At 47.6% G+C, this 26,290-nt stretch carries 15 protein-coding genes; 5 read left to right on the forward strand and 10 right to left on the reverse strand.

Annotated features, from left to right (window positions below; genetic code table 11):
- Window positions 1–1,418 (forward strand): S-layer homology domain-containing protein (locus IEX62_RS00005; RefSeq protein ID WP_188773372.1); only part of this gene is annotated, 1,418 nt, incomplete at its 5' end.
- Window positions 1,419–1,684: 266 nt separating this feature from the next.
- On the opposite strand, the gene IEX62_RS00010 is transcribed toward IEX62_RS00005, so the two are convergent.
- The 10 genes from IEX62_RS00010 to IEX62_RS00060 all read right to left on the reverse strand — a co-directional run bounded on the left by IEX62_RS00010 (window position 1,685) and on the right by IEX62_RS00060 (window position 18,829).
- Entirely contained in the window at window positions 1,685–5,215 is a 3,531-nt protein-coding gene (locus tag IEX62_RS00010; protein ID WP_188773373.1) for a glycoside hydrolase family 2 TIM barrel-domain containing protein, read from the reverse strand.
- 8 nt (window positions 5,216–5,223) lie between these two features.
- Complete coding sequence (locus tag IEX62_RS00015; protein ID WP_229685523.1) at window positions 5,224–6,528, reverse strand: glycoside hydrolase family 125 protein; 1,305 nt, start codon at window positions 6,526–6,528, stop codon at window positions 5,224–5,226.
- 3 nt (window positions 6,529–6,531) lie between these two features.
- A complete protein-coding gene (locus IEX62_RS23635; protein WP_229685524.1) occupies window positions 6,532–10,083 on the reverse strand; it encodes an alpha-mannosidase in 3,552 nt (1,183 codons plus the stop codon).
- An 18-nt stretch (window positions 10,084–10,101) separates the two neighbouring features.
- A complete protein-coding gene (locus tag IEX62_RS00030) occupies window positions 10,102–11,067 on the reverse strand; it encodes a carbohydrate kinase family protein (RefSeq protein WP_188773374.1) in 966 nt (321 codons plus the stop codon).
- Between the two features lie 53 nt (window positions 11,068–11,120).
- Complete coding sequence (locus IEX62_RS00035) at window positions 11,121–12,020, reverse strand: carbohydrate ABC transporter permease (protein ID WP_188773375.1); 900 nt, start codon at window positions 12,018–12,020, stop codon at window positions 11,121–11,123.
- Window positions 12,021–12,122: 102 nt separating this feature from the next.
- On the reverse strand, window positions 12,123–13,847 hold the full coding sequence (locus tag IEX62_RS00040) for an extracellular solute-binding protein (protein ID WP_188773376.1): 1,725 nt from the start codon (window positions 13,845–13,847) through the stop codon (window positions 12,123–12,125).
- Window positions 13,848–13,918: 71 nt separating this feature from the next.
- A complete protein-coding gene (locus IEX62_RS00045; RefSeq protein ID WP_309807851.1) occupies window positions 13,919–14,869 on the reverse strand; it encodes an ABC transporter permease in 951 nt (316 codons plus the stop codon).
- Between the two features lie 151 nt (window positions 14,870–15,020).
- Window positions 15,021–15,785, reverse strand: coding sequence for a sugar phosphate isomerase/epimerase family protein (locus IEX62_RS00050; RefSeq protein WP_229685525.1), 765 nt, complete (start codon window positions 15,783–15,785; stop codon window positions 15,021–15,023).
- On the reverse strand, window positions 15,782–16,708 hold the full coding sequence (locus IEX62_RS00055; protein WP_229685526.1) for an aldo/keto reductase: 927 nt from the start codon (window positions 16,706–16,708) through the stop codon (window positions 15,782–15,784). Before IEX62_RS00055 ends, IEX62_RS00050 begins: the two co-directional genes overlap by 4 nt.
- A 1,095-nt stretch (window positions 16,709–17,803) precedes the next feature.
- On the reverse strand, window positions 17,804–18,829 hold the full coding sequence (locus IEX62_RS00060) for a LacI family DNA-binding transcriptional regulator (protein WP_188773379.1): 1,026 nt from the start codon (window positions 18,827–18,829) through the stop codon (window positions 17,804–17,806).
- A 447-nt stretch (window positions 18,830–19,276) separates the two neighbouring features.
- On the opposite strand from IEX62_RS00060, the gene IEX62_RS00065 reads away from it, so the two are divergent.
- The 4 genes from IEX62_RS00065 to IEX62_RS00080 all read left to right on the forward strand — a co-directional run bounded on the left by IEX62_RS00065 (window position 19,277) and on the right by IEX62_RS00080 (window position 25,851).
- Window positions 19,277–19,990, forward strand: a complete 714-nt coding sequence (locus IEX62_RS00065) for a FadR/GntR family transcriptional regulator (protein ID WP_229685527.1) — start codon at window positions 19,277–19,279, stop codon at window positions 19,988–19,990.
- 163 nt (window positions 19,991–20,153) lie between these two features.
- The gene (locus IEX62_RS00070) at window positions 20,154–21,521 is read left to right on the forward strand and encodes a uracil-xanthine permease family protein (protein WP_188773380.1); all 1,368 of its coding nucleotides are present in this window, start codon (window positions 20,154–20,156) and stop codon (window positions 21,519–21,521) included.
- Window positions 21,522–21,621: 100 nt separating this feature from the next.
- On the forward strand, window positions 21,622–22,281 hold the full coding sequence (locus IEX62_RS00075) for a cysteine hydrolase family protein (RefSeq protein WP_188773381.1): 660 nt from the start codon (window positions 21,622–21,624) through the stop codon (window positions 22,279–22,281).
- A 480-nt stretch (window positions 22,282–22,761) separates the two neighbouring features.
- On the forward strand, window positions 22,762–25,851 hold the full coding sequence (locus IEX62_RS00080) for a PAS domain S-box protein (protein ID WP_188773382.1): 3,090 nt from the start codon (window positions 22,762–22,764) through the stop codon (window positions 25,849–25,851).
- Window positions 25,852–26,290: the final 439 nt, after the last annotated feature.

Raw genomic sequence — 26,290 nt, forward strand, 5'->3', positions numbered from 1 at the left:
TGGAACCGAATCAAGCGCTGGCGGACAATACCGATTATTATGTCACAGCTACGTCGGGAACGTTTATGGATTGGGGCGATCGCGAGCTGACAAACTTCACAGAGCCGAATATGTGGAGTTTCCGTACAGCGGATCATACTGCTCCGCAAGCGACATTTGAATACAGTGCTCTGAGTGGGTATCTACGTCTGAATTTCGATGAACCTGTGCAAAAGGGATATGGCTATCTGAAAATCTATGATCAGGCAACAAACGAAGTCGTTGCTTCGATTAGTTTGTGGGAGAATGAGTTCATTTCTGGTTATCATATCAATTTCAAGAACCTATACGGGAACAGCGCATCGTTTCATGTGGAAGGATTGCAAGCTGGAGAAAGCTACCGAGTGATGATTTCATCTGGTGGGTTATTTCAAGATTTAAACGGTAATTCATATAAAGGAACGGGCGAAGCAGGATGGAACTTCCGTATTACAAATGAAAAAAAACCTGAAACAAAGTCAGATAAAAAAACAACGACATCGGGAGGGGGAGGAGTTACTGGAGTTCCCTCTACATCTCCAGTAGTTAATTCAACGCCACAGTCAGGTTTAGATACTAGTACGTCAAAATCTAGTAATCCATCAGCTTCCAATACAGGAACTGATAAAACCAAAACGCCTGCTACAATGACATCCATGCTCGTTGAACCGCAGCTTGCATCATCCGGTACAGTGAGCTTGCCAGCACCAGTAGCACCAACAGCGAACACATTTGTCCATTATTATGATGCCAAATGGGATAAATGGATTGCCGTTCCGACAACGAGTGATGGCACGACGCTGAAAGCAGATGTTCCAACGGGTTCATGGACATCGGTCATCAATAGCGAGCAGGCGGTGAAGCCTGCTGATGTAGTGAAGAGCTGGGCAGTCGCGCCAGTTATGAAGCTGATGAGTCTTGGTATTGTGCAGGGAGATACCCAGGGAAATTACAATCCAAAGCAGGCAATTAATCGCTACGAAATGGCTGTTATTTTAGCGAAAACATTGCGCCTAGATGTGAATGCTCCGTCACAAGGTTCACCAGCCTCCTCAGCGAATACTCCTGACTGGGCACAGCCTTATGTACAGGCTGTAGTGAGTCAGGGTATCATGACAGGCACCAGTGACAGCTTCAACGGTAACGGTCAGGTGACACGAGAACAGCTGGCTACATTGATTGGGCGTATGCTGCCAGATTCCGCAACTACAGGCACGCCAGCAACCAATGTCACATTTAAGGACGCTTCGAAAATGTCGACCTGGGCAGTTCAGGGTATTGCGAAGGTACAGGCACTTGGATTGATGAAGGGCTATGACGATCAGAACTTCCGTCCAAAGCAGGCAGTGACACGTGAGGAAATGGCAGCAGTTATTGCGAAAGTTGTGGATATGTTGTAATTGGTTATTTAGAGGAATGTCTTGCATCCTCAAAAGCTAGTAACTAAAAAACAATTGAAGCAGTACAAGAAATAATGGCAACTAGCATCGTAAAAAGAAAAGCGTCAACACCTGTACTTAAATGGTGTTGACGCTTTTTGTTGTTACTGGATCATGTTGACCCGAAATCGATTGCGAATTACCATTTATTCGAACCCGAACCCGAACCCGAACCCGAACCCGAACCCGAACCCGAACCCGAACCCGAACCCGAACCCGAACCCGAACTACTTACCTACCCAACCATCCTCCAGCACCATCGGAACAATATCCAGCTCATACTGGAATTCCTTCTCCTGCAACCGATACGCTTCTGCCAATTCCGGTCCACATGAGTTCGAGCCAACCCCACTCATTTTATAATCCACATGCAAATACGTCTCGGCACGCGGCTGTAGCTTATACGTGTGCGTGGCTGCGGTTAGATCAGCTGGCGTATAATGTGACGCGTTAAACGAAAAGCACTTCGGCGCGCTCACATACAGACCCACACCCAGCGAATTGGTAATCATTAGCCAGCTCGTATCGGTACGTGAACCATTTTCCTGCGGTACAACATAATTGTAAAATAGCTCATCTACTGTACAGCGATATCGACCCAAGCGTGTACTATGGTGCTTATCCACATAGCTCTCATGCGGTCCACGTCCAAAGTACGTCACATGCTCCATCCCCGTCTTGAGCGGCAACAACAATCCAAAGCGCGGCAGAAATGGAGCTGTTTCTAACACATTAGCATACAGCTTGAGCTGAATGAGCCCACTGCGATGTATGATCCACTGTGCTTCGCCACGAACAAGGGGATATTGAGCGATTGCACCGAGTGAGAAGGAGGTGGTGATCTGAATCGTGTCCTCTTCCTGCTTGCTCCAGGTGGAAGTATATGTTTTCGTATGCAGTCGATCCATTCCGATATCTCGCCATTTTTCCTCGATATTCATATCATTGCTGATCGGCGCGCGCCACACGGCAAAGGAGGATGGCGCATCCAACAATAACGTGTCCTGACGCTGTAGCTGTTGCCATACGCCTTCGACCAGATCGTATTCGTAGCGGAAGCGATCTCCAGTAATATGAAGCACACCCTGATGTTCTGTTACAGTTAGCGGTTGTGCATGGATCAGTGCAGTGGAAGTCGAAGTCGTATCTCTCCCAGAATGATCCGTAACGTCAGCTACCTTCATTCCATCCAGCGTAAATTGGAAAAAGGCAATCTCATACCCTGTATCTGCCCAGGCTGTGCTGCCACGTTGACGTAGACGGAACGTTACATAGCTGTTTTGCCCTAATGTATGGGCTGCTCTGTTGGAGCTTGGCGAGCGATCTGAAATGGCAAAGCGTGTCCGGGCTACAGACTCAGCAGGCAATGTCCAGTCCAGCAACGCAGAATCATGCGGAGCAATCGTCGGTAGCTCCATTTGTCCCTGTGCTAGCAATATGCCCTCGTCCTCTACAATCCAGTCGAGTAGCAGATGATCTAGATCGATAAAGTCGTATCGATTGTGTATACGCAAGGATAAAGTGGAATCGAGATCATCCTCACCGTCCCGTTGAGACTGGTGCTCCTGTTCCATCCACACTGGAGCCATAATCTGCTTGAGCTCCAGTAATCCGGGATGTGGCTTGCGATCCGGAGAAACTAATCCATCGATGCAAAAGGATCCATCATTCGGTGTATCGCCAAAATCGCCACCGTACGCATAATAGATGCGTCCCAGTTCATCCTGTTGCTGAATCCCATGATCTGCCCATTCCCATACACAGCCACCCATTAATAGCGGTTGAGCATAGATCGCATCCCAATAGGCTTTCAGATCGCCCGGGCCATTGCCCATCGCATGGCTATATTCGCACAGGAATAACGGTTTGTGGCTATCTGGATGAATAGCATATTCCGTTATTTCTGCGGGCGAGGAATACATACGACTTTCCACATCCAGCACCGAGGTATCGGGATGACCCTTGTATCCGGGTGCTGCGCCCTCATAATGTACGGGACGCGAATCGTCACGTTCCCTTGTCCAGCGTGCCATCGTGATGTGGTTGCGATCATAGCCAGATTCATTGCCCATCGACCACATAATTACCGAGCTAAAGTTCTTGTCACGCTCGACTAGCCGTACGGCGCGATCAACAAAAGCTTGCTCCCAATCTGGATTAGCGGATAGCTGGTGAAAGGCACCGGGGCCAAAGCTTTCTGGAATTCCGATACCATGACACTCCAGATCCGCTTCATCGATGACATAAAATCCGTATCGATCACATAGCTCTAAAAAGCGTGGATCGTTCGGATAATGTGCTGTACGTACAGTATTGATATTATGCCGCTTCATGAGTAATAGATCGTCGATCATATGCTCCAGTGGTACCGTATGTCCCAGTACCGGATGTGTATCGTGGCGATTCACACCCTTGAGCTTGATCGGCTGTCCGTTGATCATGAATACACCCTGTTCACTGATCGTCACTTCTCGCAGACCAATTGCAAAATGCAGCACCTCACCAGCCGCCTCAATATACAAATGATATAGCTCCGGTGTCTCCGCATTCCAGAGAACGGGGTTATTCCAGCTCAGCTGTATGTTTACAGCTTCCGTCGAATCATTGGCAGCTTGCTGTGTATGAGCAACGATCGTACCATCTGGCGCAAGCACCGTGAACTTGATTGGCAGTGCGAGCTCGGATACACTTTCTCCAGAACCAGAACCAGAACCAGAACCAGAACCAGAACCAGAACCAGAACCAGAACCAGAACCAGAACCAGAACCAGAAGCCGGGGAGGCGAGCTGTGCAGAAGCAGCATCTGAATCGGAGGTTAACTCTGGAGCTGGATTGATCGCTTCGGCAAAGGAATGACTTAATGCATCCAGTGCCCCAGCATGGCGGGCAATATGCTCATAATCCAGCTCAATTTGCAAAGTAGCCGCTGTATAATCTCCTGTCGCAGCACGAGTGAGCGTCTGCTTCACAAACACATCACGTATATGACTGGAAGCACGATTCAGCAGATACACATCGCGGAAAATGCCGTTATACCGCCACATGTCCTGATCCTCCAGATAGGAGCCATCGCACCATTTGAGTACCAGTACCGCCATCTGATTGGTGCCCGATTTAAGATACGGAGTAAGGCGGAATTCCGCTGGTACACGGCTGCCCTGACTATAGCCGACGAATGCACCATTTACCCATACATAGGCACACGACAGCACACCTTCAAATACGACATACGTTTCCCGTGCTTGCCAGTCATCCGGTAGCTCGAATTCACGCACATAAGCACCTGCGGGGTTACGAGTCGGAATATGTGGTGGATCGCAGGGGAAAGGATAGTTCAGATTCGTATAATGCTGTTGATCATATCCATGACGTTGCCAGCAGGAGGGCACGGTCAGTGTATTCCAAGCATCGCTAGCAGGTGATACCATTTGGTCAGCACCAGCACCAGCACCAGCACCAGCACCAGCACCAGCACCAGCACCAGCACCAGCACCAGCACCAGCACCAGCACCAGCACCAGCACCAGCACCAGCACCAGCACCAGCAGTATGCCAGAATTCAGGCTCTACCTGACGAACGGAATCATAATAACGGAATTGCCAGTCTCCATTGAGTGAACGGTAAAAGGGAGAACGGTTGCGTTTTCCTGAGCTGGCAGCCTGCTGATCTGCATAAGGAATATAATAGGCGCGTGCAGGCTCGCGATTCATATGCAGTACATCAAGCTGTTGATGAAAATTCGGAATGAAAAAGGTCATAAGCGGGTCTATTCCTCCTTGTCACATCGTTCAATGAAACGAATAACGAATTCAGCGAATACACTATTCGACCAGGCGAACCATGGCCTTGTATATTGCGCTGGATCATCCTTGTGAAATCCTTCGTGCATCAAGCCTGTACCGTCGTGTGTCGTAGACAGCCAGTGGAGTAGCTGCTTCATCTCTTCAGGATCATTGGACGTCAAGCCTTGCATCGATAGTGCAATATGCCAGATATATGATGGCGGTGTATGCGGACTGCCGATTCCACTAGCAGCTGTACCGGTGAAATAATACGGATTATCCTCACTCAAAATAAAACGGCGTGTATTTTGATAGACAGCGTCATCTGCGTCGCGATAGCCGAGATACGGAATCGATAGCAGGCTCGGTACATTGGCATCGTCCATCAGATGATGATTGCCCTGGCCGCCTGTTTCGTACGCGTAGATTTTACCATAGGTTGGATGCAGTACTGTGCCATAATGCTCAATGCCGAATTCGATTTCTTCCTGTAGCTTCTGCGCGCGTGCCCTCAGGCGTTCATCGTTATAGATTTCACGCGCAATCTCTGCCATATAGCCAAGCACTACGACAGCGAACATATTTGACGGAATCAAATAGCCGAATGTACACGCATCATCACTCGGACGGAAGCCAGACCAGGTCATACCCGTATAGGAGGTTGGCATGCCGCGTCCATTATTTCGCAATGTATCAGACGGTGGACAATGCTCACGGATGAAGTGATACGGTGAGCGTTCATCATGACGCTGCTCAACGATCCATAGATCGATAATGCGGTGCATCGTCTGATAAAAGCTCGTATCAAACAAATCCGTTCGCCCGGTCTGCCGCCAGAACAGATAGCTTAATTGAATCGGATAGCAGAGGGAGTCAATCTCATATTTTCGTTCCCAGATCCACGGCGTCAGCTCTGTCAGATCCTCATCATAACGAGCATCATTCGGCTCAGGATTGAACGCATTGGCATATGGATCAAGGCTAATACAAAATAACTGCCTGCGAATCAATCCAGCAATACGCTCACTCAGCTCCGCATCCTCCGCAGCCAGTGGCAAATAATGCCGCACCTGTGCTGCCGAATCTCGTAACCACATTGCCGGGATATCGCCAGTAATGACGAAGGAGCTTCCATCCTCCATCACACGAATTGTCGTTTCATACGTACTGGCATAGCAGCCGCGAAACATTCGTTGTACATCTGGGAAATCCTCTAGCTGCTGCTCTATCCGCTGTACGTATTGCTCCATCGCTGGCGTGAGTGTGAGCGGTGTATCGATTAGCGTCATCGTCTACACCTCCTGTACTGTAATCAGGAAGGTACGTAGCTCATATGGCGTGATCGTAAGCTCAATCGGACGATGCTGTACTTCACCGATCGGCTCCTCCATCAGATTACATTCCTGCCACGACACGATGTTCAGATCACTTTCAATCGTTAGCGGTGTACGCATCCCGCCATATTCATGAATCCGTAAAATAATCGCGCTTGAATCCTCCGCTTTTTTGATCGCATCTGCGATTACATGCTCTGCGGAGAAGCGGAACAAGGAAAAGGCAGCTTGATTGCAGCTTGATACTAGATTTGACGTCGAGTTACGGGTGACTGATTGCTCTTGAATCAAGGCTTGCTCCGCCGGAATGGTCACAGCTGGCGCATTCAACTGCCATGCTTCCTGTACGGTGCCGCCATCCAGCCAATCTCCACCATGCGGATAGAGTGAATAGGTGAAGTGATGCTGTCCGTAATCTGCCATCGGATCGGGATGAATGGCTGATTTGAGCAGGGACAGGCGTATCGTATGATCCTTGATATCATAGCCATATTTGCAATCGTTCAGCAGACTGACGCCATAGCTACGCTCCGACAGATCCGCCCACTGATGCCCAATACTTTCAAAGCGGGCCCAATCCCAGCTTGTATTCCAGTGCGTCGGACGCTTCACATTACCAAATTGAATATCATACGTGGCTTCAGTGGCACGAATCTGCACGGGAAAGGCCACTTTAAGCAGCTTCTGCCGTTCCTTCCAGTCCACATCCGTTACAAAGTCGATGCGGCGGCTCGTTGTGTAAACGATCAATTGCTGTACAATCCGTGTATCCTCATAGCTCCATACGAATTCCACGATCGCGCGCAGTGCGCCAGATTCAACCAGTCTCACACTGCTTAGCGCAGTAATCTCATCCATCCGCTCCTGATAGAAAATATCAATATCCCACGCATCAAAATTCATCGGTTTATCTTCAAACAGCTGTAGTACATTGCCACGTTCTCCTATAGCCAGCACCTCGCGGTGATATTGTCGATCCGTAATACGTGTTAGTTGTCCGTTATCATTCCATTCCAGCTCATAATGAGGAGTAATCAGTTTACCCTCTTCATAGTGGAAAAATACCTCTGCTGCCTTCGCATCTATCGGTGCATCTATACTCGCATTCACATTAGTATGGGGAGTTGTAGGTGCAGTCCAATCGATAGCCGTACTTGCATTTGTACCTATGCTGTCGTCAGCTGTGGTTGCCTCAGATATTGTCGCTGTCGACTCCGCGTAATGAATCGTGCTCCAGCCAAGAGCAGGAACCGTAGTAGCCTGTACAAGCCAGCCATCTGCTGTTTGCTGCGCAGATAAGGGTTGACCTGTCTGGTCACTCCATACATAGTTCCCCTGTGCACATTGGTTCAACGGAATATGGACGAGTGGAGTGAGCCACCACGAAGAGCTGTTCAGCACAGTCAGCTCGCCCGATGTGGTTGGGTGAGCATGAGTAACAGCTTCAGCAGTATGAGCTTCGTGTCCACCAGCTACTATGGACACATCTTGTTTAAAAGCGAGATTGGCAACCGTGTTATCGTACCCGTTATGATCGGTGTCACTTGGAGTCTCCTCATGGATCAGCGACTGTGTTTCGCTTACCATTGGCTTCGTTCCTGCTGCTGCATTTTCTTGCGAGCGAAGGGAGAGGGACAATGGAGCTATCGGTAATGTCGCACCAGCTGCTGTTGCCCATGCATTACGCCCAATTTGTTCGGCTTCGGCATATTCGATCGTACTATCCTCATACACCTCAGCAATCGACGAGCCTGGAATAATATCATGGAATTGATTACGCAAAATAATTTTCCAGCCTTCTTCTAGTTCACTTGCCGGATAAGCCGACCAATCGCCTGTGACCGCTGCACGCAAGGTATGCAGCCATTCCGTTTCACGATAGAGCAGCTCCAATCGACGGTTCAATAGTTTATTGTACGCCTGACTTGTATACGTACCACGATGGTATTCCAGATATAGCTCGCCATCCCACGTGTGCACATAGCTATCGGTGTGCTGGAACGTCTGCTGTAAACGGACAAAATAATCATCAGCACGTCCGCTTTTGACTGCTGGAATCCCCGGAATGCGATCCAGCTGACGACGCAGCTCTAGCATTTCGCGTGTCACCCCACCGCCACCATCACCGAATCCGTAGGCGATCAGCATATTCTGGTTCGCTTCCTTGTCCTGATAGCTATTCCACACGCCCTGTACCGTATCTGCCTTCACATGACCGTTGTACGTATAATAGAAGGAATTGCCGCCTTCCCAGTCATCCGGTGTCGTAATAAAGTGGGTCAGCACCTCGGAGCCATCCATACCGCGCCAGCGGAAGGTATCGCGCGGCATCCGGTTCACCTGATTCCAGCTAATCTTCGTCGTCATAAACGTATCAAAGCCTGATTTACGCAAAATTTGCGGCAATGCCCAGCTATAGCCGAACACATCGGGCAGCCATAAATAACGGCTCGCCACACCAAATTCCTGTTTGAAAAAGCGTGTACCGAGCAAGAATTGACGCACCAGTGATTCGCCAGAGGTCAGATTGCAATCCGCTTCCACCCACATCCCGCCGCCAGCTTCCCAGCGACCCTCGGCAATGCGTTCTTTGATCCGCTCGTATAGCTCAGGGTAGTCATTTTTGATATATTCATACAATTGCGGCTGAGTTTGCAGGAAAATATAATCGGGATCATGCTCCATCAGACGCAGTACAGTAGAGAAGGAGCGTGCCGCCTTTTCGCGTGTATGCTTTAATCGCCATAGCCATGCCACATCGATATGGGTATGTCCTACAGTCGTCACAAGTACCGGATGCTCCTGCTTGATCTCCTCCAGCTTGATATTAAGATAATCATCCGCTTCAGCTACTGACGTATAAAAAGCGTCCGAGCCAGGCACAGACCAATCCAGCTTGAGTAGTGTCTGATTTAGCAGCTTGGTGAGCAGCGATTTTTCATACGCGGATTCGGGTAAAATCGCGATCGTTTGCAGGATCGCTTTGGACGTGTAATAGAGCCGATCGGTCGCATGATCTAACCAGCCGATCCGCGAATCACGAATCGTATGCGTCGCCTCACGTGGTACGCCGCCACCCTCCAGACCTGACCAGAGGCGAAAATCAAGCTTCGCTTCACCGGTATAAGCAGCAGGCAGAATCATCTCGATATGGTTGCTGTCCACGCCTTGATACGGATGCTCATTCCAATACGCAAGCGCCTCAAAACCTACATTATTTCCATCCTCCGTCGTACCAAAGTCAAATAGGCCGACCACTGTGCGATCCGCCCATTTTGCCGGAATGGAGATACAGGCAGAGAGCCACAAGTAGCGATCTCTGCCTGTCCAGGTTTCTCCTTTTTTCATTGTGTACGCAGCGCTATCCGCTTCTTTATGCTGCGGATAGACGCCATTCTTGCCTGCCTTATCTTCTAATGCTTCGAATTGTTCGATCGGAAATGGATCTCGATAACGCAGTGGACCAAGCTGTTCCAGCCGCTTTTTTAATTTCTCCTCTGTAAAAAACATGAAGCTCCTCCTCTGTCATCAGGCAATAACTTCCCAGTCGTCGACTACTTGTGTGGAATGATTTTGAATAAAGGCTGCTACGCCTGCATGATCAGGAATCCCGGTATTGCCGCCATAGGCAGATACAGATAGTGCGCCGCACGCATTGCCATATTGCAGGCATTCGCCAGCTGGCTTGCCGGTCAATACACCGTACATATAGCCTGCATTGAAGCTATCACCTGCGCCTGTCGTATCGACCGCAGTGACCGTATAGGCGGAACGATAGGTCTGCTGACCATTCTGGATCGACACAGCACCACGGGAGCCCATTTTTACAACCAGATGGGAAGACTGCTTTGACATGAGCGCAATCGCCTGGCGGATATCAGAGCAACCGGAGTAATGGAGCGCCTCCAGCTCATTCAGGAAAAATACATCCACCTCGCGCATAATCTCGAAAATACCGCTATACCACTCGCCGGTATCGTCCCAACCCACGTCAAATGAGATCGTTGTACCAAAGCTTTTGATTTTACGGATCATCGCTAGATAGGCATCATGATTGCGACTACCCTGATAGCCTGTCATATGCACATGACGACCGTACTTCATACTATTTTCGTGCAGGTCTTCCATTCGCACCTCGCTATTGGAGCCCATGTACGTAATAAAGGAGCGGTCTTGCTCAGGATTAAGGGCAATGGAGATGCCTGTATTATTATGCTGGCTTTGCCGGATATAGGTCGTATCGATATTCAGCTCACTGAACTCATCCAGAATGAACTGTCCATAATAGTCCTGTCCCAGCACACCGTTAAAGGCGACTTTTAAGCCCAGCTTGGCGACTGCCATGGAGAATAATGCTGCACCGCCGCCGATATGCACAAGCATATTGCTTACAAATACTTCTTGTCCCGGTTCAGGTAAATGGTCGCTTCCCGCCACAATCAGATCGATATTGGCATCACCGATGGAGACGACATCATATTGTTTGTTATCCAATGAACATCCCCCATTTAAGTTAAAGGCATGACGTGCTCAAATTTGGACTGGAATCAGCCTTTTACTGAACCGACCATAATGCCCTGTACAAAATATTTCTGAATAAACGGATAAATGCTAGCAATCGGTACAATCGAGATGATGACCATCGCCATCTTCATCGATTCACTCGTTACCGTGCTTGATGCGCTCATCATCGCGTTCATCGACAGATTTTTACGCATTGCTTCTGCGGCAGTCAGCATCTGCTGGAGTACGGTTTGCAGTGGACGCAGCTTCTCATCGGTCACATAAAAGGCACCGGAGAACCAGTCATTCCAGTGCATGACCCCGTTGAACAGGCAGATTACCGAGAGCACTGGCATACTGAGTGGAAAATAAATGCGGAATAGCACCTGGAAGTCATGCGCACCATCGATCTTCGCGGATTCCTCCATACTCGGATCGATCGATTGGAAAAATGTACGAACGAGAATCAGATTCCACGCGCTATACAGAGTGGGGATAATATACACCCAGATCGTATTGTTCAGGTGGAACATTTTCAGCACCATGAAAAAGGGAATAATTCCGCCGTTGAACAGCATCGTGAAGACGATAAACATACTCGCAATACCAACGCCCGGCAGATTGCGATTTTTCAGTGCAAAGGCAGCCATTGCGGTTAGTAATACACTCACTGCCGTACCGACAATCGTACGGAAAAGGGTCACTTCCAAACCGTTAATCACAGCTGGATTTTTGAATACTTCGATATAGTTGGACACGCTGAATATCCGCGGCCAGAAAGCGATCCCGCCGAGTGAAGCATCTTTACCATCATTGAAGGACAGCGCCAGAATGTTAACGAGCGGTAGCAAAATAATAATCGATAATGACGCAAGCAGGATGTAGTTGACGATCGTTGCGATGCGTTCGTTAAGAGGCGTTTTGCCTACAGCATGTTGATCCATCCGTATAACCTCCGTTTCCTGTCCATATACCGGAGCGAGTCAAGCTCGCCCCGGCTACAGAAGGGATGAAAATGTCAGTCCAAGTCATCGTAGCTTCGTCGATCAGAAGAATGCGTCGATGTAGAAAACAACCGAGCTCGGATCTTTATCATATTTCTGTTGCAGATATTGCTCGTATTGCTCCACGCCAGCCGCTTTGAGCTGTGCACGATAATCATCCAGAATCTTCGTCGCTTCAGTCATATCCTTGGCAAAGAAGGCTTGCACAAGCACGTCCTTGTACGAATCGAGTACAGGCTTCAGCGAAGCTTCAATGTCCGGTACTTCAGACAGATAGGACGCAGCGGTGTAACCATCCCAGTATTTATATTTCGGATTGCCATAGTTCATCAGCTCAAAATACAGCTTGTAACGATCTGGCTGGGAATTGGCACCACGGATCAATTCGCCAAAGTCTTTATTGTTGTTCACATCCGTTTTACCAAGCAGGCTACCCCAGAAGTAAGGAATCGTATTGCGCTCATCCTGTGGGCTATTGTTCAGGATCGACAGCACTTTGTCTGTGAAAATGTACTGACCTTTATCGTTGATCTTGTAATCCTCACCTTCGATACCGTAGTTCCACAGTGCTTTACCTTCTTTACTTGCCAGATAGTCAGCGAACTGTACGATTTGCTCTGGATTTTTGGTCGTGGCTGGAATCGCCCATACCTGACTACCGGATTTCGCTTTTTCGTAGATCGCATCCTCGCCCTTGTAGTTGTACATTTGATCCATTGGCAGATACTTCGTTTTCTCGAACATGGTTAGGGAATCTGGTGCGATGTTCATATAAGGCGAGATCGCATAGGAGCCATTGTTGTACGCTTCCTCTGCACGAACACCATCCATGTTAAATGCTTCTTTATCAAGCAGACCAGCTTTCAGCAGCTTTTGAACAAAATCGATGCTTTTTAGGGCGTAGTCGGTTTCAGCTACGTGCTTGACCTTGCCATCCTGTACATCGAATTGGGTACCGTTACCGAAGTCGTAGTTTTTGAACAGGCTGCTTACGACCTGACCGCCCCATTTACGAGGGCCAATGACTGTGATTGGTTTACCGTTATTGTCTTTGAAGTTGCCCGCTTTGATCTTCATCGCTAGATTGAACAGGTCATCCTGTGTTTTGATAGAGGTTGGGTCTACATTCAGCGCTTTAGCGATATCGGCGCGAATCCACATGCCACCGCGATAGTGAATACGGTCAGCATCTGTTGTATTCTTAGCAGGGATGTTCATATGAATGAAGTATACTTTGCCATCGAAGTCTGGACGGAACATGATGTTCTCGCGTGTATCACGTGGTAGGAAGTCCGGATCGAGATAGTTTTTCAGTACCTTCGTGTTTTCCAGATATGGACGCAGATCGGTGAACATGCCTTCACGCGCTGCTTTGAGCAGAACTGGCATTTCTGGACGACCCCCATGATCCAGATACGCTTCGATCACATCAGGCAGATCGCCAGTAGCGAGTGCAACCGTCAGCTCTTGCAGACCGTCAGCGGCACCGCTGGATTGCCAGTTCATCGTCATCCCGGTTTTTTCTTTGATTTTCTGGGCAACCGGGTTATTGACCTGATCATCAGGAAGCTGGGCACCATCGCCCTCAAGGAAGATGCGACCGGTGACATCACGATTGGCGATAAAGCCATTTTCACCGGATTTGCGACCGTCAGCAGCGACGGTGCTGGCAGCATCATTTGTGTCGGAGGAGCAGGCAGACAGGATGGTAACCATGATCAACATAAGGGCAAGCGTAAAGGACAGACGATGCGTAATCTTTTTCAATGAAATCACCCCAAATGAATTATTTTCATATGTCGTTGTACTCAGGTCAGGTGCATGGATAGAGCCATGTACTACCAGAGACTGGATTCATTTTTGCTAAAGCGTTTGACCAGATAGTTGGTTACGATAACGAGGATCAGACCGACCAGACCCTGTAGCAGACCGACCGCAGCACCGTAGCCGTATTGACCCTGCATCATACCGACACGCAGGACGTAGGTATCGAGAATATCGGAGAAGTCAGAGTTACCTGCGGTACGTAGTAGCCAGTTTTGCTCGTAGCCTGTAGTGAGCAGGCTGCCGATATCGAGAATGAATAGAATCGCGATTGTTGGGCGAATCGATGGCAAGGTGATATGCCAGATTTTGCGCCATTTGCTCGCACCGTCCATCTCGGCGGCTTCATATAGCGTGGGATCAATGCTCGCCATTGAAGCAAGATAGATAATCGAGCCCCAGCCGATATTTTTCCATACATAGGTAAGGAACATGATGAGGTAAAAGTAATGACCATCCATCATATAAAACGTGCTTCCATCGCCACCAAGCGCAGCTACGAACTGGTTGAAAATACCATCATCCGGTGCAAGCACCTTGGTCGTGAAGGCAGCGACGACAACCCAGGAGAGGAAGTAGGGTAGGTAGGAGATCGTTTGCGTCATCGACTTGAACCATTTGGTGCGTAGCTCGTTGAGCATAAGCGCCAGCAGGATTGGAAACGGGAAGTAGACGATGATTTTCAGGAAGCCGACAATGAAGGTGTTAGCGATCAATTGTGCCGCATCCGGGTACGAGAAGAAGAGCTTGAAGTAACGCATACCGACCCACGGACCACCGAACATCCCGCCATTAAAGCGGAACTCCTTGAACGCCATTACCAGTCCAGCCATTGGTAAATAGGAAAAGATTGCGAAAAAGATTAAACACGGCAGGAGCATCAGATACAGGTAGCGGTTGGCAACGATTGTTTTCCATAATCCCGCTGAAGCGGCTTTTTTAGCTTTGCTTCTTTTTTTGGACATCGAATCCAGTTCGGCTTGCATAGCACGACTCCTTTCCATTTTAAAAGGTGCGGGAACTGGATGTTACCCGACTAATAAATAGCTGATCACACTGTAATCCATGAGGGCTGCCGTATTGCTTATGAATAGGGAGGGGAGAAGCCGGGAACGCTTAGCCCGGCTGTGCCACCAGCCCTTGTAGATAACGTAGACTCTGCTCCAGACTGTCCATTGGCGAGCCTGGACAATAATCCTGTTCGACTGCATAAAATTCAACACCGTTCGCCTCACCCCATTGAAGGATCGGCATAAAGTCAATCGTACCGCTGCCTACCTCGGCGAAGTATTCCCGTCCATCATCCGTCATATCCTTAAAATGCAGGATCGGCATGCGTCCAGCATACTGGCTAATGACCGACAATGGATCATGACCTGCTTTTTTCACCCAGTACGTATCGATCTCCGCATAGACTGGCGCTTGCTCGTCATAATCGAGTAGATATTGCAGTGCGTATTGCTCGCCCATCATCGTATGGAATTCCCAATCATGATTGTGGAAGCCAACGCGATAGCCACGAGGGGAGACGATCGCTGATACGCTACGTAGCTCCTGTCTAACAAATTCATAGCCAGCTGCATTTTTATGCTCATCCGGTAAGGAGTGGCAAATAATATCCGGTGTACCGAATAGATCAGCCTCGCGCAACACATTGTCCAGATCGTTACGCATTCGCTCCAGACCGACATGCATGCCAGCCGTTTTCATCCCAAGCTCCTTCACAACGGCGGCAATTTCTACCGGATCATTACCATGCAGACCGTCGATCTGAACAGCTTGCCAGCCCATTTTGCCAAGCTCGCGTAATGTATAAATGTAATCCTGCTTGAGTTCGTTACGTACGGTGAATAGCTGCGCGGCGAGTTTATGTTGGATCATGCTCGTTCCTCCTTTTCAAGGTTCAACCATTGCAGGTCTTGCTCGGAAATCTCAATATCCAGTACAGCAAACGACTGAGCTAGCTCATCGCTGGTGCGTGGCCCGATAATCGCTGCGGTTGGGAAGGGGCGATGAAGGACAAAATACAGTGCAATCTGAGTCGGAGATACGCCCTTTTCCTCAGCTAGCTGTACTGCTCGGCGATAGCGTTCCCAGTTCGGTTCGCTATAATACACACGTACCATTTCTTCATTGGAACGATCATCCGGTGAAAAGGCACCGGAGAAAAATCCACCTGCCTGCGCTGACCATGATAACAGTGGCATCCGATTCGCTTCATGCCATTGTACAGTCGCAGCATCGGCAGACACACAGCCCGGCCAGCGCGCTTCCAGCGCTACCGCGAGCGACAGATTCGGACTGTTAAAGCTAAAGCCCTGCAAGCCATTGGCAGCTGCATAATCATTCGCCTCCTGAATCCGTTGCCAGCTCCAGTTCGAGGCACCAAGTGCGCGAATCCGTCCAGCAGCGAGATGCTCATTCAGCGTATCGATCAGCGGCTCCACTGGAACGGCTTCATTGTCACGATGCAGTGCATACAGATCGATATACTCTGTACCGAGACGCTCCAGACTGATCAGCAGATCGTGCGTAATCGCTTCAGGCGTGACGCGCGGCGTTGGATCACCCTTCAATGGATGGGCGCATTTGCTAAGTAGAACCAGCTCATTGCGATTCCCCTTATCCTTCATCCAGCGACCAATGATTTCTTCACTGTTCGTATACTGATAGGCCATATCGATCGTTGTTCCACCCGCGTCAACAAATTCATCAAGCACCCATGTCCCATTCATACGAGACAGATCCCCGGTACCGATAATGAGCGGTGATAGTGTGATTCCTGCGACAGCTACATGATTCAAACCAACATTCCCCCTTGTATCTGGTATCGATACCAGATGTAGTTTCATGCGTATTCAGCGTATGCCTTTATGTTGTCTACCATGAATCCAATAGCTTGCTGCGAGTAGCTTCTTTGATGTGGGAGGTGAAAAGAAGTGATGAGAAGAAGCAATGAAAATCAAGTTGATACTGAGTGATACGACAGGTTCGATTTATTATCTGGAATCGATACCATATCGATGAAATAACAAGAAGATGAATAGAGCCCTTAGAGTGAATATAAATTGTATATTGGATGGAGCAAGATATATAGAGCGTTAACCTTCGTCATATCGTCCAGACGCTTCAGATCAGCGAGCAGGAAGTGAATCAGGTGTACGCAAGTGAAACCAGATCGAGAGTAATAGGTAGGTGATAGCTTACAAAAGTATAAGCTGTATGGATGCTATAACGAATTGAATTATAGATCAGATAGATGAATTAATGTTAACTATAATAACATTAAAAGATGATTTTCTTGGAGTTTATGACATTTTTAAATTTTAAAACTATAAAATGTAATAATAAATGACTTGATCGTAGGATTTTTGGAAGGTTTATTCGACATTTTTTGTTCTTATGAGACATTATATTACGCTCGTTTTGGAATTGACAAGTAAAACTTTGAATTTAGTTTATTCCATGTAGAGTGGAGCGTAGAGCGAAATGATCGGTTGACTAGCTGAACAGGAGCATAGGATTCGTCTGTATGGTAACGATACCATAATTTTATGAAAGCGTAAACATAAATTGTTTATGTGCAATTGAATTTATTTGGATATCACGATCTTGCTGTACTTCGCCTGTGTAAAGGCAGCTAACAGGAGCATTTGTAAGGATATTTAACTCGTATATGCACGTTGACGGATAGTCACATATGCTGAATCAAGCAGATTGTCTATAATACGGCATCGGTCTAACAGGATACTCCATATCCATATAGCCAGCAGAATAGTCCTTTCATCTGGCTTCGCGATGCTCCGTTCCAGGCGGGGAAATCGCGCATTCCAGTTGAATAATGCTGATGTAGGAAGCTTTTGCTCCATGACATTTTATCGTTTTACAGTCTGCTCCCCTTACAAAGAGGTAGAAGGGTGCATCGTTTTACAGCTTTCACGCACGACGAGCTGATGCTGAAGCATAATGTCAGCTTGTGGACGTTGTTTGTCACGGATGATTAAGCGATGCAGATTCTCAAGCGATACTTGACCCATTTCATAAATAGGCTGCTGCATGGAGGTGATCGAAGGACGCACGATATCGGTAATTGTACTGCCATCAAAGCCCATAATGGATACATCCTCAGGTACACGAAGCCCCTGATCCAATACACAATTCAATGCACCAACAGCCATATCATCGCTCGCTGCGAATACAACCGTCGGCGGCTGGGCTAGAGCGAGCAATTCGCCCATTAAGCGGTGTCCGCTCGGAAGCTTATAATCACCAAACTTCACATACTCCTCTGGAATTGTAATATCGTGCTTACGCAGTGCATCACGAAATCCATTGTAACGGTTCTGTCCGGACGTCACATCCTCCAGATCGCCACCCAGATAAGAGATCGCTGTATGACCAGAACGAATCAAGTATTCGGTCGCATCATAGGCTGCCTGATAGTCATCAATCAGCACAGAGATGAAGTCTGCATCAGGTGATTGCACACTGGAAAATAGTATCGGCATCGTCGCATTCCGAATAAAATTCACGATATCCTCATTCGTCTTCTCATGCATAATAATGATGCCTTCTACTCGCATCTCCTGAAAAATATGCAAATACTTTAGCTCTTTACCTAGATTCTCAGCGATATTACAGACGATCAGGTTATAGCCGTATTTACTGGCGGCTTCCTCAATACTGCTCAAAATAGTCGAATAGAAGTTCGACGTTAGATCCGGTACAATCACACCGATGGTATTCGTTTTTTGCTTTTTCAAGCTACGCGCAATATAGCTTGGCGAATAATTCAGCTCTTCAATCGCCTGATTCACACGGTTCAAAATGTCTTCGCTTACATATTTCTCACCGTTCAGGACACGAGAGACACTGGTCACGGATACACCTGCCCGGCGGGCAACGTCTTTGATTTTAACAGTCATGCCTTCAGCTCCCTTTGCAGCAAATGATACCGCCTATTACGTATTTGCTTGAATGTGTCTTAGTATAATATTTTGACAATTCCAGCAGGTTTCGTCAATCGGCAAACCTGACAATACATGAAATTTCTACATCGCTTCGGTTTGATTCCATCGCATATTCATAAGCAGAAGAAAACTGGATAGAAGGAATATAGTAGAAAATGGATGCATGTAAATAAATATCACATACAATCTCGTTAAGCTATTTATTCAGTCTGTAAAAGATATATAATCTATCATTTCATACGTTTTAAAGAGCGATTTTATTGTTTTTAAGTAAATAAATATAACAATAAAGAAAAATAACGCTTGTTTTCGTAGTAAACTACTCCTATAATGTGCGATATAACGATCGAAACATCAGATGTTTACTAAATCGAGTCATAAAACCTAACATAATAAAAGGAGGTGCTGTTTATTTCGACACCAACGGGATTAAAAGCAGTCCAACGGCGCAAGCTGGTGGATGAGGTACTGGATCAGCTCATGGCACTCATTCAATCTGGACAATATGAGCAAGGTGCTAAGCTTCCACCAGAGCCAGAATTAATGCGGCTCCTATCAGTGGGACGCTCTACGGTACGAGAAGCAGTTAAGATTCTAATGCACGCCGGATTTTTAGAGGTTCGTCAAGGCGATGGAACCTATATCAAAAAATCGTCAACAGGGCTCCAATCTGTAAAAGCAACACTGATTCCGCAAAATTTTGAACAGGTACTGGAAGTCAGACGGATGCTGGAATGTGAAGCCGTCGAACTGGCAGCGATTCGGCGTACCGATGCAGATCTACAGCGGATGCGTACTCTATTGGATCAACGCAATGAATATTTAGATGGGGGCCGATACGCTGAATATGTGGCATCGGACATCGCTTTTCATATTGCGGTTGTCGAATCATGTCATAATGATGTGTTTACAGCCATGTACAGTGTGATTGCCGAGGGGCTACGTGAATTGCTCAGTCAGCTTATTCTGGATACACAGGGCTATGAGGATAACACCGTTTATCATGAAGCGATCTATCGTGCGATTGAAGCTCAAGATAGCGAGGCTGCCAAGCGCTATACGATTCAAAATTTGGATGCGGTGACAAGTCGAAGCTCTATCGCAGCTCATTCGTAATATGCAATCGTCTGGAAGCAGTCATACTAGAGAACAATGCTCGACTACCAGCCTATCTATAGAGATAAACATCAGATGATATGCTGTTTGCATGTGAACAGGTAACCAAAGCCTGTAAAGAGTCCGGTGGATGAGGTATGAATAATCGATAGGAGTGGATACCATGCAAGATACACATGGGGAAGAGCAGGTATTAACGGTAGGCATTGAAGAGAAGCTGTCTGTAGGTGCCAATATGACGTATGGCTTGCAGCATTTGCTCGCACTAACGGGCATTTTCCTATTCCCGGTATTGATCGGTCAGGCGCTCAAGCTCGATTCGAGTGTGATCGGCTATATGATTCAGGCATGCTTTTTAACGACAGGTCTGGTCACGGTGCTGCAATCGGGTCGTATGTTGAGACTACCAGTCGTACAGGGGCCGACAGCAGCTTTTTTCGTAGCTGTGCTGTCTGCGGGTGCTAGTGTAGGGCTTGGCACCGCCTTCGGATCGATGGCAGTAGCCGGAATCATTTTCATGCTGCTGGCTATTCCGATTCGTCGCCTGGGTCTGATTGGCTATGTGAACAAATTTATTTCGCCACCGATTGTATATGGAACCTTACTCATTATTATCGGTGCCCAGCTGGCAAGCATTGGACTGAAAAATTGGTTTGGTAGTGCAGGTATGGGAATTAACTTTATCGCTTCACTGGTGACTGTGCTCTGTGTACTTGTATGTATGGTTGTAGGCGGGAATACGATTGTACGACGTGGTGCGCTATTGTGGGGCATCCTGATCGGAACGATTTTTTATTCGATATTTGGAACGACTGATTTTTCGGCGGTAGCATCTGCAAGCTGGTTTAGTCTTCCTGGGGTGTTTCCATTCGGATTTGGCGTATCGATTCCGATTGTCATTTTGATGCTACTCGCCTTTTTGCAAGCCTCAGCGGAAGCGGTGGGGATGTACACGCTGCTCACCAAGTGGGGCAAGCAGCAGTTAAGTAATGAGCGTGTAAATCGCGGCTTATTTGGTGAATTTCTAGGCTGTACACTGGGCGCAATCTTCGGTGGTCTCGGTACGACATCCTATCCTGAAAATATCGGTATCGTGCGTGTATCGGGCATTGGTAGTCGTTATGTAACGATGACCGCTGGCATACTGGCAATCGTACTTGGCTTGATTCCCAAGGTAGGTATGTTTATCGCTTCTCTTCCTGGCCCCGTGCTATCCGCAGCATCGACCATTTTGTTTGGCATTATTGCGATTAGCGGTGTGCAGATGGTTAGCAAGGTCGTTTGGGATGAGCTGAATCTGGTCGTAGCTGGAGCTTCGTTTATTATTTCGCTGGGGACGATGTATTTGCCAGCAGAGCTAACTACGAAGCTACCGCTTGCGATTCAGAGTGTAGTGACGCAGCCGATGCTTGTCGGTGTTGTGCTGTTAATCGGTCTGAATACGATAGTGAATATGTGGCTACGACCCTTGCTGGCACGACGCACAGAGCGTGAGGCTATATTACCTGAAGCGACCAGCGAAGTCGTATAATAACGTGCAGACAACATCTAATAACTGGAAATAATGACGGAAGAAATGACCAATATCTACAGCAAAGTAGAAGATGAATAGCTCAAAGGGGATGACAACTATGAAAAATAAAATTAAATGGGATATTCAGCCGGAGCGTACAGCAGTCATCGTCGTCGATATGCAAAATGTATTTTGCAAGCCGGATGGCGCACTGTATGTGCCACGTACAGCAGAGATTATCGAGCCGATTCAGCAGCTGACAGCTGTTGCACATGCAGCCGACATGCCTGTTATTTATTTACGCCATATTGTGCGTGGTGATGGTAGCGATACAGGGCGAATGCTCGACATGTATCCTAATGTAAATGAGATTCTCAAGCGTGGTACGCCAGGGGTGGAGATTATTGACGAGCTTACACCGGAGCCAGGTGATATTATAGTAGATAAATTATTTTACAGCGGCTTTCATGATACCGATCTGGATACGATTTTGCGTAAGCATGATATTCAGACGATTATTATATGTGGTACGGTAACCAATGTATGCTGTGAAACGACGGTACGTGATGGCGCGCATCGTGAATATAAGATTATTTTCCTCAGTGACGCGAATGCAGCGATGGATTATCCTGATATGGGCTGGGGCGCTGTAACAGCAGACGATATTCAGCGTATGACCTTGACGGTCGTTGCCTATGAATTTGGACAGGTATCGCCAACTGCACAAATCGTCGAAGAAATCGCCATGAAGGCGGCGCTTCACAGCAATAAAATGTAAAGAATAGGTCTAAAGCTTCGATAGTCCTGCTGTTTATCGGCAATCGATGACGTCATCACCGATCCTGTGGACGGAGATCGAATTTGAATGGAATAGCAGAGCTGTGTCATGCCTATAAAAGAAGATCAGGTATGTAAGGGATAGGATAGCCATGTATCATTCGTGGCTGTCCTTTTTGTATGGAGCAGGAATCGAATAAAATATAATACTTACTAAGGACACCGCAGACAATAACCGATATACTTAGCATAAGTATGTTAGCTTCCATCGATTAACCTGCTCGAATCAAAGCTATACAATCTTTTCATTTCCGAATGATAACTACTGATTATCCTCTTATCAATCCTTCTATGAGTCGTCCGTTATGTCCTCGTTCACGAAATATACGTAGTAAAACCGTTTAACTTTCCTTGAAATAGGCTATATTATGGTGAAAGTTCCAAGTTTCAAGAAGTGTGTAGGATATGGGAGGATGGAATTGTGAATAAAGGGCTTGCACCTGATATGTCTTTACTGTTGCACGTATATCAGCACGCGCCCGGTGGAATTGCCATTTTTTCGCCGGAGGGAGCGTGTCAATACGTGAACCCGGCGTTTTGTCATTTGTTAGCGTATGAAGAGGAGCAATTGGGTGAGGTGCTAGAGCAGCAGCAGCTAATTAAGCTCTGGTCAGAGCATCGCAGCACGCAGGAGCTGGAGCATCGGATTGTACGTGGCGATTATCGCCCGATCTGGTTAACACTCAAGCCTTCCTTTTATCCGGAGTCTTCGGCTGAGCCGCTTCAATATATTATCATCTATGCTAGCGAAACGAAGGAGCATCAGGAGGAAGACCTTCGTACACTGGTTACACGTAATTCAGCGAGTGTGGTTGCGCTGAGTACACCGGATGGATATCTTCAATATGTATCACCATCGATCCAGCAAATGCTCGGCTATGAGCCGCAGGAGATTGTTCATACGCACTATAGCGATCTATGTGTAGGTGACAATCAAGATTATATGCCGATCTGGATGCATGAGGGTCGGGGCAGTATTATTCGCCGTGTGCGTCACAAGAATGGAGAAGAGCGCTGGATTGAAGCGTTTATTCAGGAAATGCACGATGAGCATGGACAATTGAAAAATATTATGAGCGTCATTCAGGACGTGACCAAGCGCAAATCGCAGGAGGATATCATTTCCCGTGCGCATCGGATGGCAGGCATTGGTGCATGGAATTGGGATATGGTCAAAGGAGAAATCCATTTTTCACGCGATGTATTGCGTATTTTTGGTTATGCGATGAAGTCGATGGAACATACACCGGATTCGTATCTGGCTACGATTCATCCAGATGATCTGGATTATGTGTCAGAATGTATGCAGCGCTCGGTTGAGTTTGGCTATGATGGAGTGAACACGTATCGCATTATCGTTCCAGATGGAACCGAGAAGACGGTACAGACACACTGGGAAACGATCTGTGATCCAGATACAGGCAAGCCTGTGCAGATTATCGGCGTTGTGCAGGATATGACACGTCAATATAGCGTAAGTGAGAAGCTGCGTCGTAGTGAGTATAATTATCGACTGATCACCGATAATTCACTCGATCTGATCTCACGTCATCAGGATGATGCAGACTGCACCGTACTGTTCGCATCCCCGGCATGTAAAACATTGCTTGGCTATGAGCCGGATGAGCTGATCGGTCAGTCAAGCTTTACTCTGGCACATCCTGAGGATCGGGATAAGTTAGAGCGTTATATTACGAATGTACGCTCAAGAGAACACAATCATCATGATACATTGATTTTCCGGTATCGCCATCGCAGCGGTCGTTATATCTGGCTGGAAACACTCAGCCGCTACACGTATAACGAATACGAGGGCAGATATACGTTTACCGCGGTATCACGCGATATTACCGAGCGTAAATATTTGGAGACCGTGCTTCGAGATAGCGAATATCGGTATCGTTCTCTGTTCGAGCATAACCCGTCTGGCGTATGTGCGATTGATCTGGAAGGTCATTTCTTATCCGTAAATAGTAGTCTGGAGGAATTAACGGGCTATTCACGGCATGAGCTGATCGGAATGCAGGTATATCCATTTTTCATGGAAGAAGATTTGCCAAAGATTCGTCACCACGCTAGACTTGCCCGGCAGGGCGTGCCACAGATCTATGAGCTGAATGTACGGCGCCGGGATGGCTCTATATTCAGTGCAGATGTGATCAATGTGCCGATCATGTCGGATACTGAGGTGATCGGGCTATATTGCATTGTGACAGAGACGACAGAGCTGAAGCGTTATATTCGCTTGATTGAGAAGTTGGGTAATGAACGCGCGCTTATTTTGAACTCGGTATCAGAGGGCATTTTCAGTGTAGACGAGGATGGTCGTGGTATTTTCATCAACCGTGCTGGAGCTGAGATGCTAGGGCTGACAATGAAGCCTGCAATGCTGGATGGCAGCGAGGACAGTGAGCCGGGCTGGCAGCATGGCTTCTATAACTTTGATGAGCTGAATGAGCAATCTGCAATTATTCAGGTGATTCGGCAGGCAACACCGCATCAGGAGGAAGAGACGGTCTTTTGGAAAAATGATGGCTCCAGCTTCCTCGCTGCCTATCGGGTGACACCGGTATACGAGCAGGGCGAACGACGCGGAACTGTTATCGTATTCCGTGATATTACGAATGAGAAGGAAGTGCTACGTGCGAAGGAGTCGGCAGAGCGTGCTGACCGTGCCAAATCGGAATTCATGTCGGTGATGAGTCACGAGCTCCGCACGCCCATGAATGGAATTATGGGCATGGCAGGGCTGCTTGCTGAAACGATGCTGGATGAGCAGCAGCGTAGCTATCTGGAGATTTTGCTAAGCAGCAGTGAGGCATTGCTGAATCTGTTGAATGAAATTCTAGACTTTAGCAAGGTGGAATCCGGCATGCTTGTGCTGGAGCCGAATACGTTCTCCATTGCTGATCTATTCGATCATATCGCCGAGCTGTTCTTGCTACGCGCTTCGGAAAAAGGCAATGCGTTGACCGTTGCCATTGAGCCAGATGTACCGGAGCTATTATATGGTGACGAGCTGCGGATTCGTCAGATTTTGACGCATCTGGTGGGTAATGCGGTCAAGTTTACCGATCAGGGGCAGATTCATATGACGGTTCGCTCGCTACTGCGTGAGGAAGGACAAGCGTCCAGCGGTGGAGATACCTGGCTGGAGTTCAATGTCTCAGATACAGGTATTGGGATTGCAGCCGAGCAGCAGCATCTTATCTTCCAGCCATTCTCACAATTGCATCCAGCGCTGAACCGCAAATATGGTGGCACCGGGCTCGGCTTATCGATCTGCAAAAAGCTGGTCGAGCTGATGGATGGCAGTATCGATGTGACCAGTGTCGTCAATGAAGGGTCAAGCTTCCGCTTTGTATTGAAGCTGGGCGCGGTATTGCAGACAAGTATGAATCCGCCTGCTACACGAGTAGACCTGACTCCGAATGCAGAGATTACCCGTCAGTGTGATCAGGCGCGCTTGTTGCCAGATAATGATTATTCCAAGGGTGATCCCCACTGCTGATTCGCAGTACAGATCAGGGATTAGATAATTATAGGCTGATTCTATAGTGTGAATGAGGAGTCATGCGATGGAACCGATCATATAGATCAGGTTGAACAAGTAGAGTAAGCATTTAAAATAAGATAGAGCAACTATCTGCTATGACGTAATGGATAAGCGTATATACGATATAACATGATAGGTAAAAAGCCTTTCCCCATAATGAGGAAAGGATTTTTACGTTCGATTTTTCAGCTCATAGGCTCGTTGTTTTCTTACGTTTCCAGAGTCGCAACGGATTAGACGTATGAGCTAGCTTATTTTCAAGCGGTTCCAAGTGGCATTCCAACTGCTATTCCAATTCATGTTCCATCTCGAAGACCATTCTACAACAATCTCTACGATAAACGTGCTTATACAAAGTCTATTCATCATCAGCTTATGAGTAGGTGCTTGTGAG

The organism is Paenibacillus hunanensis (assembly GCF_014645615.1).
GTDB lineage: Bacteria > Bacillota > Bacilli > Paenibacillales > Paenibacillaceae > Saccharibacillus > Saccharibacillus hunanensis.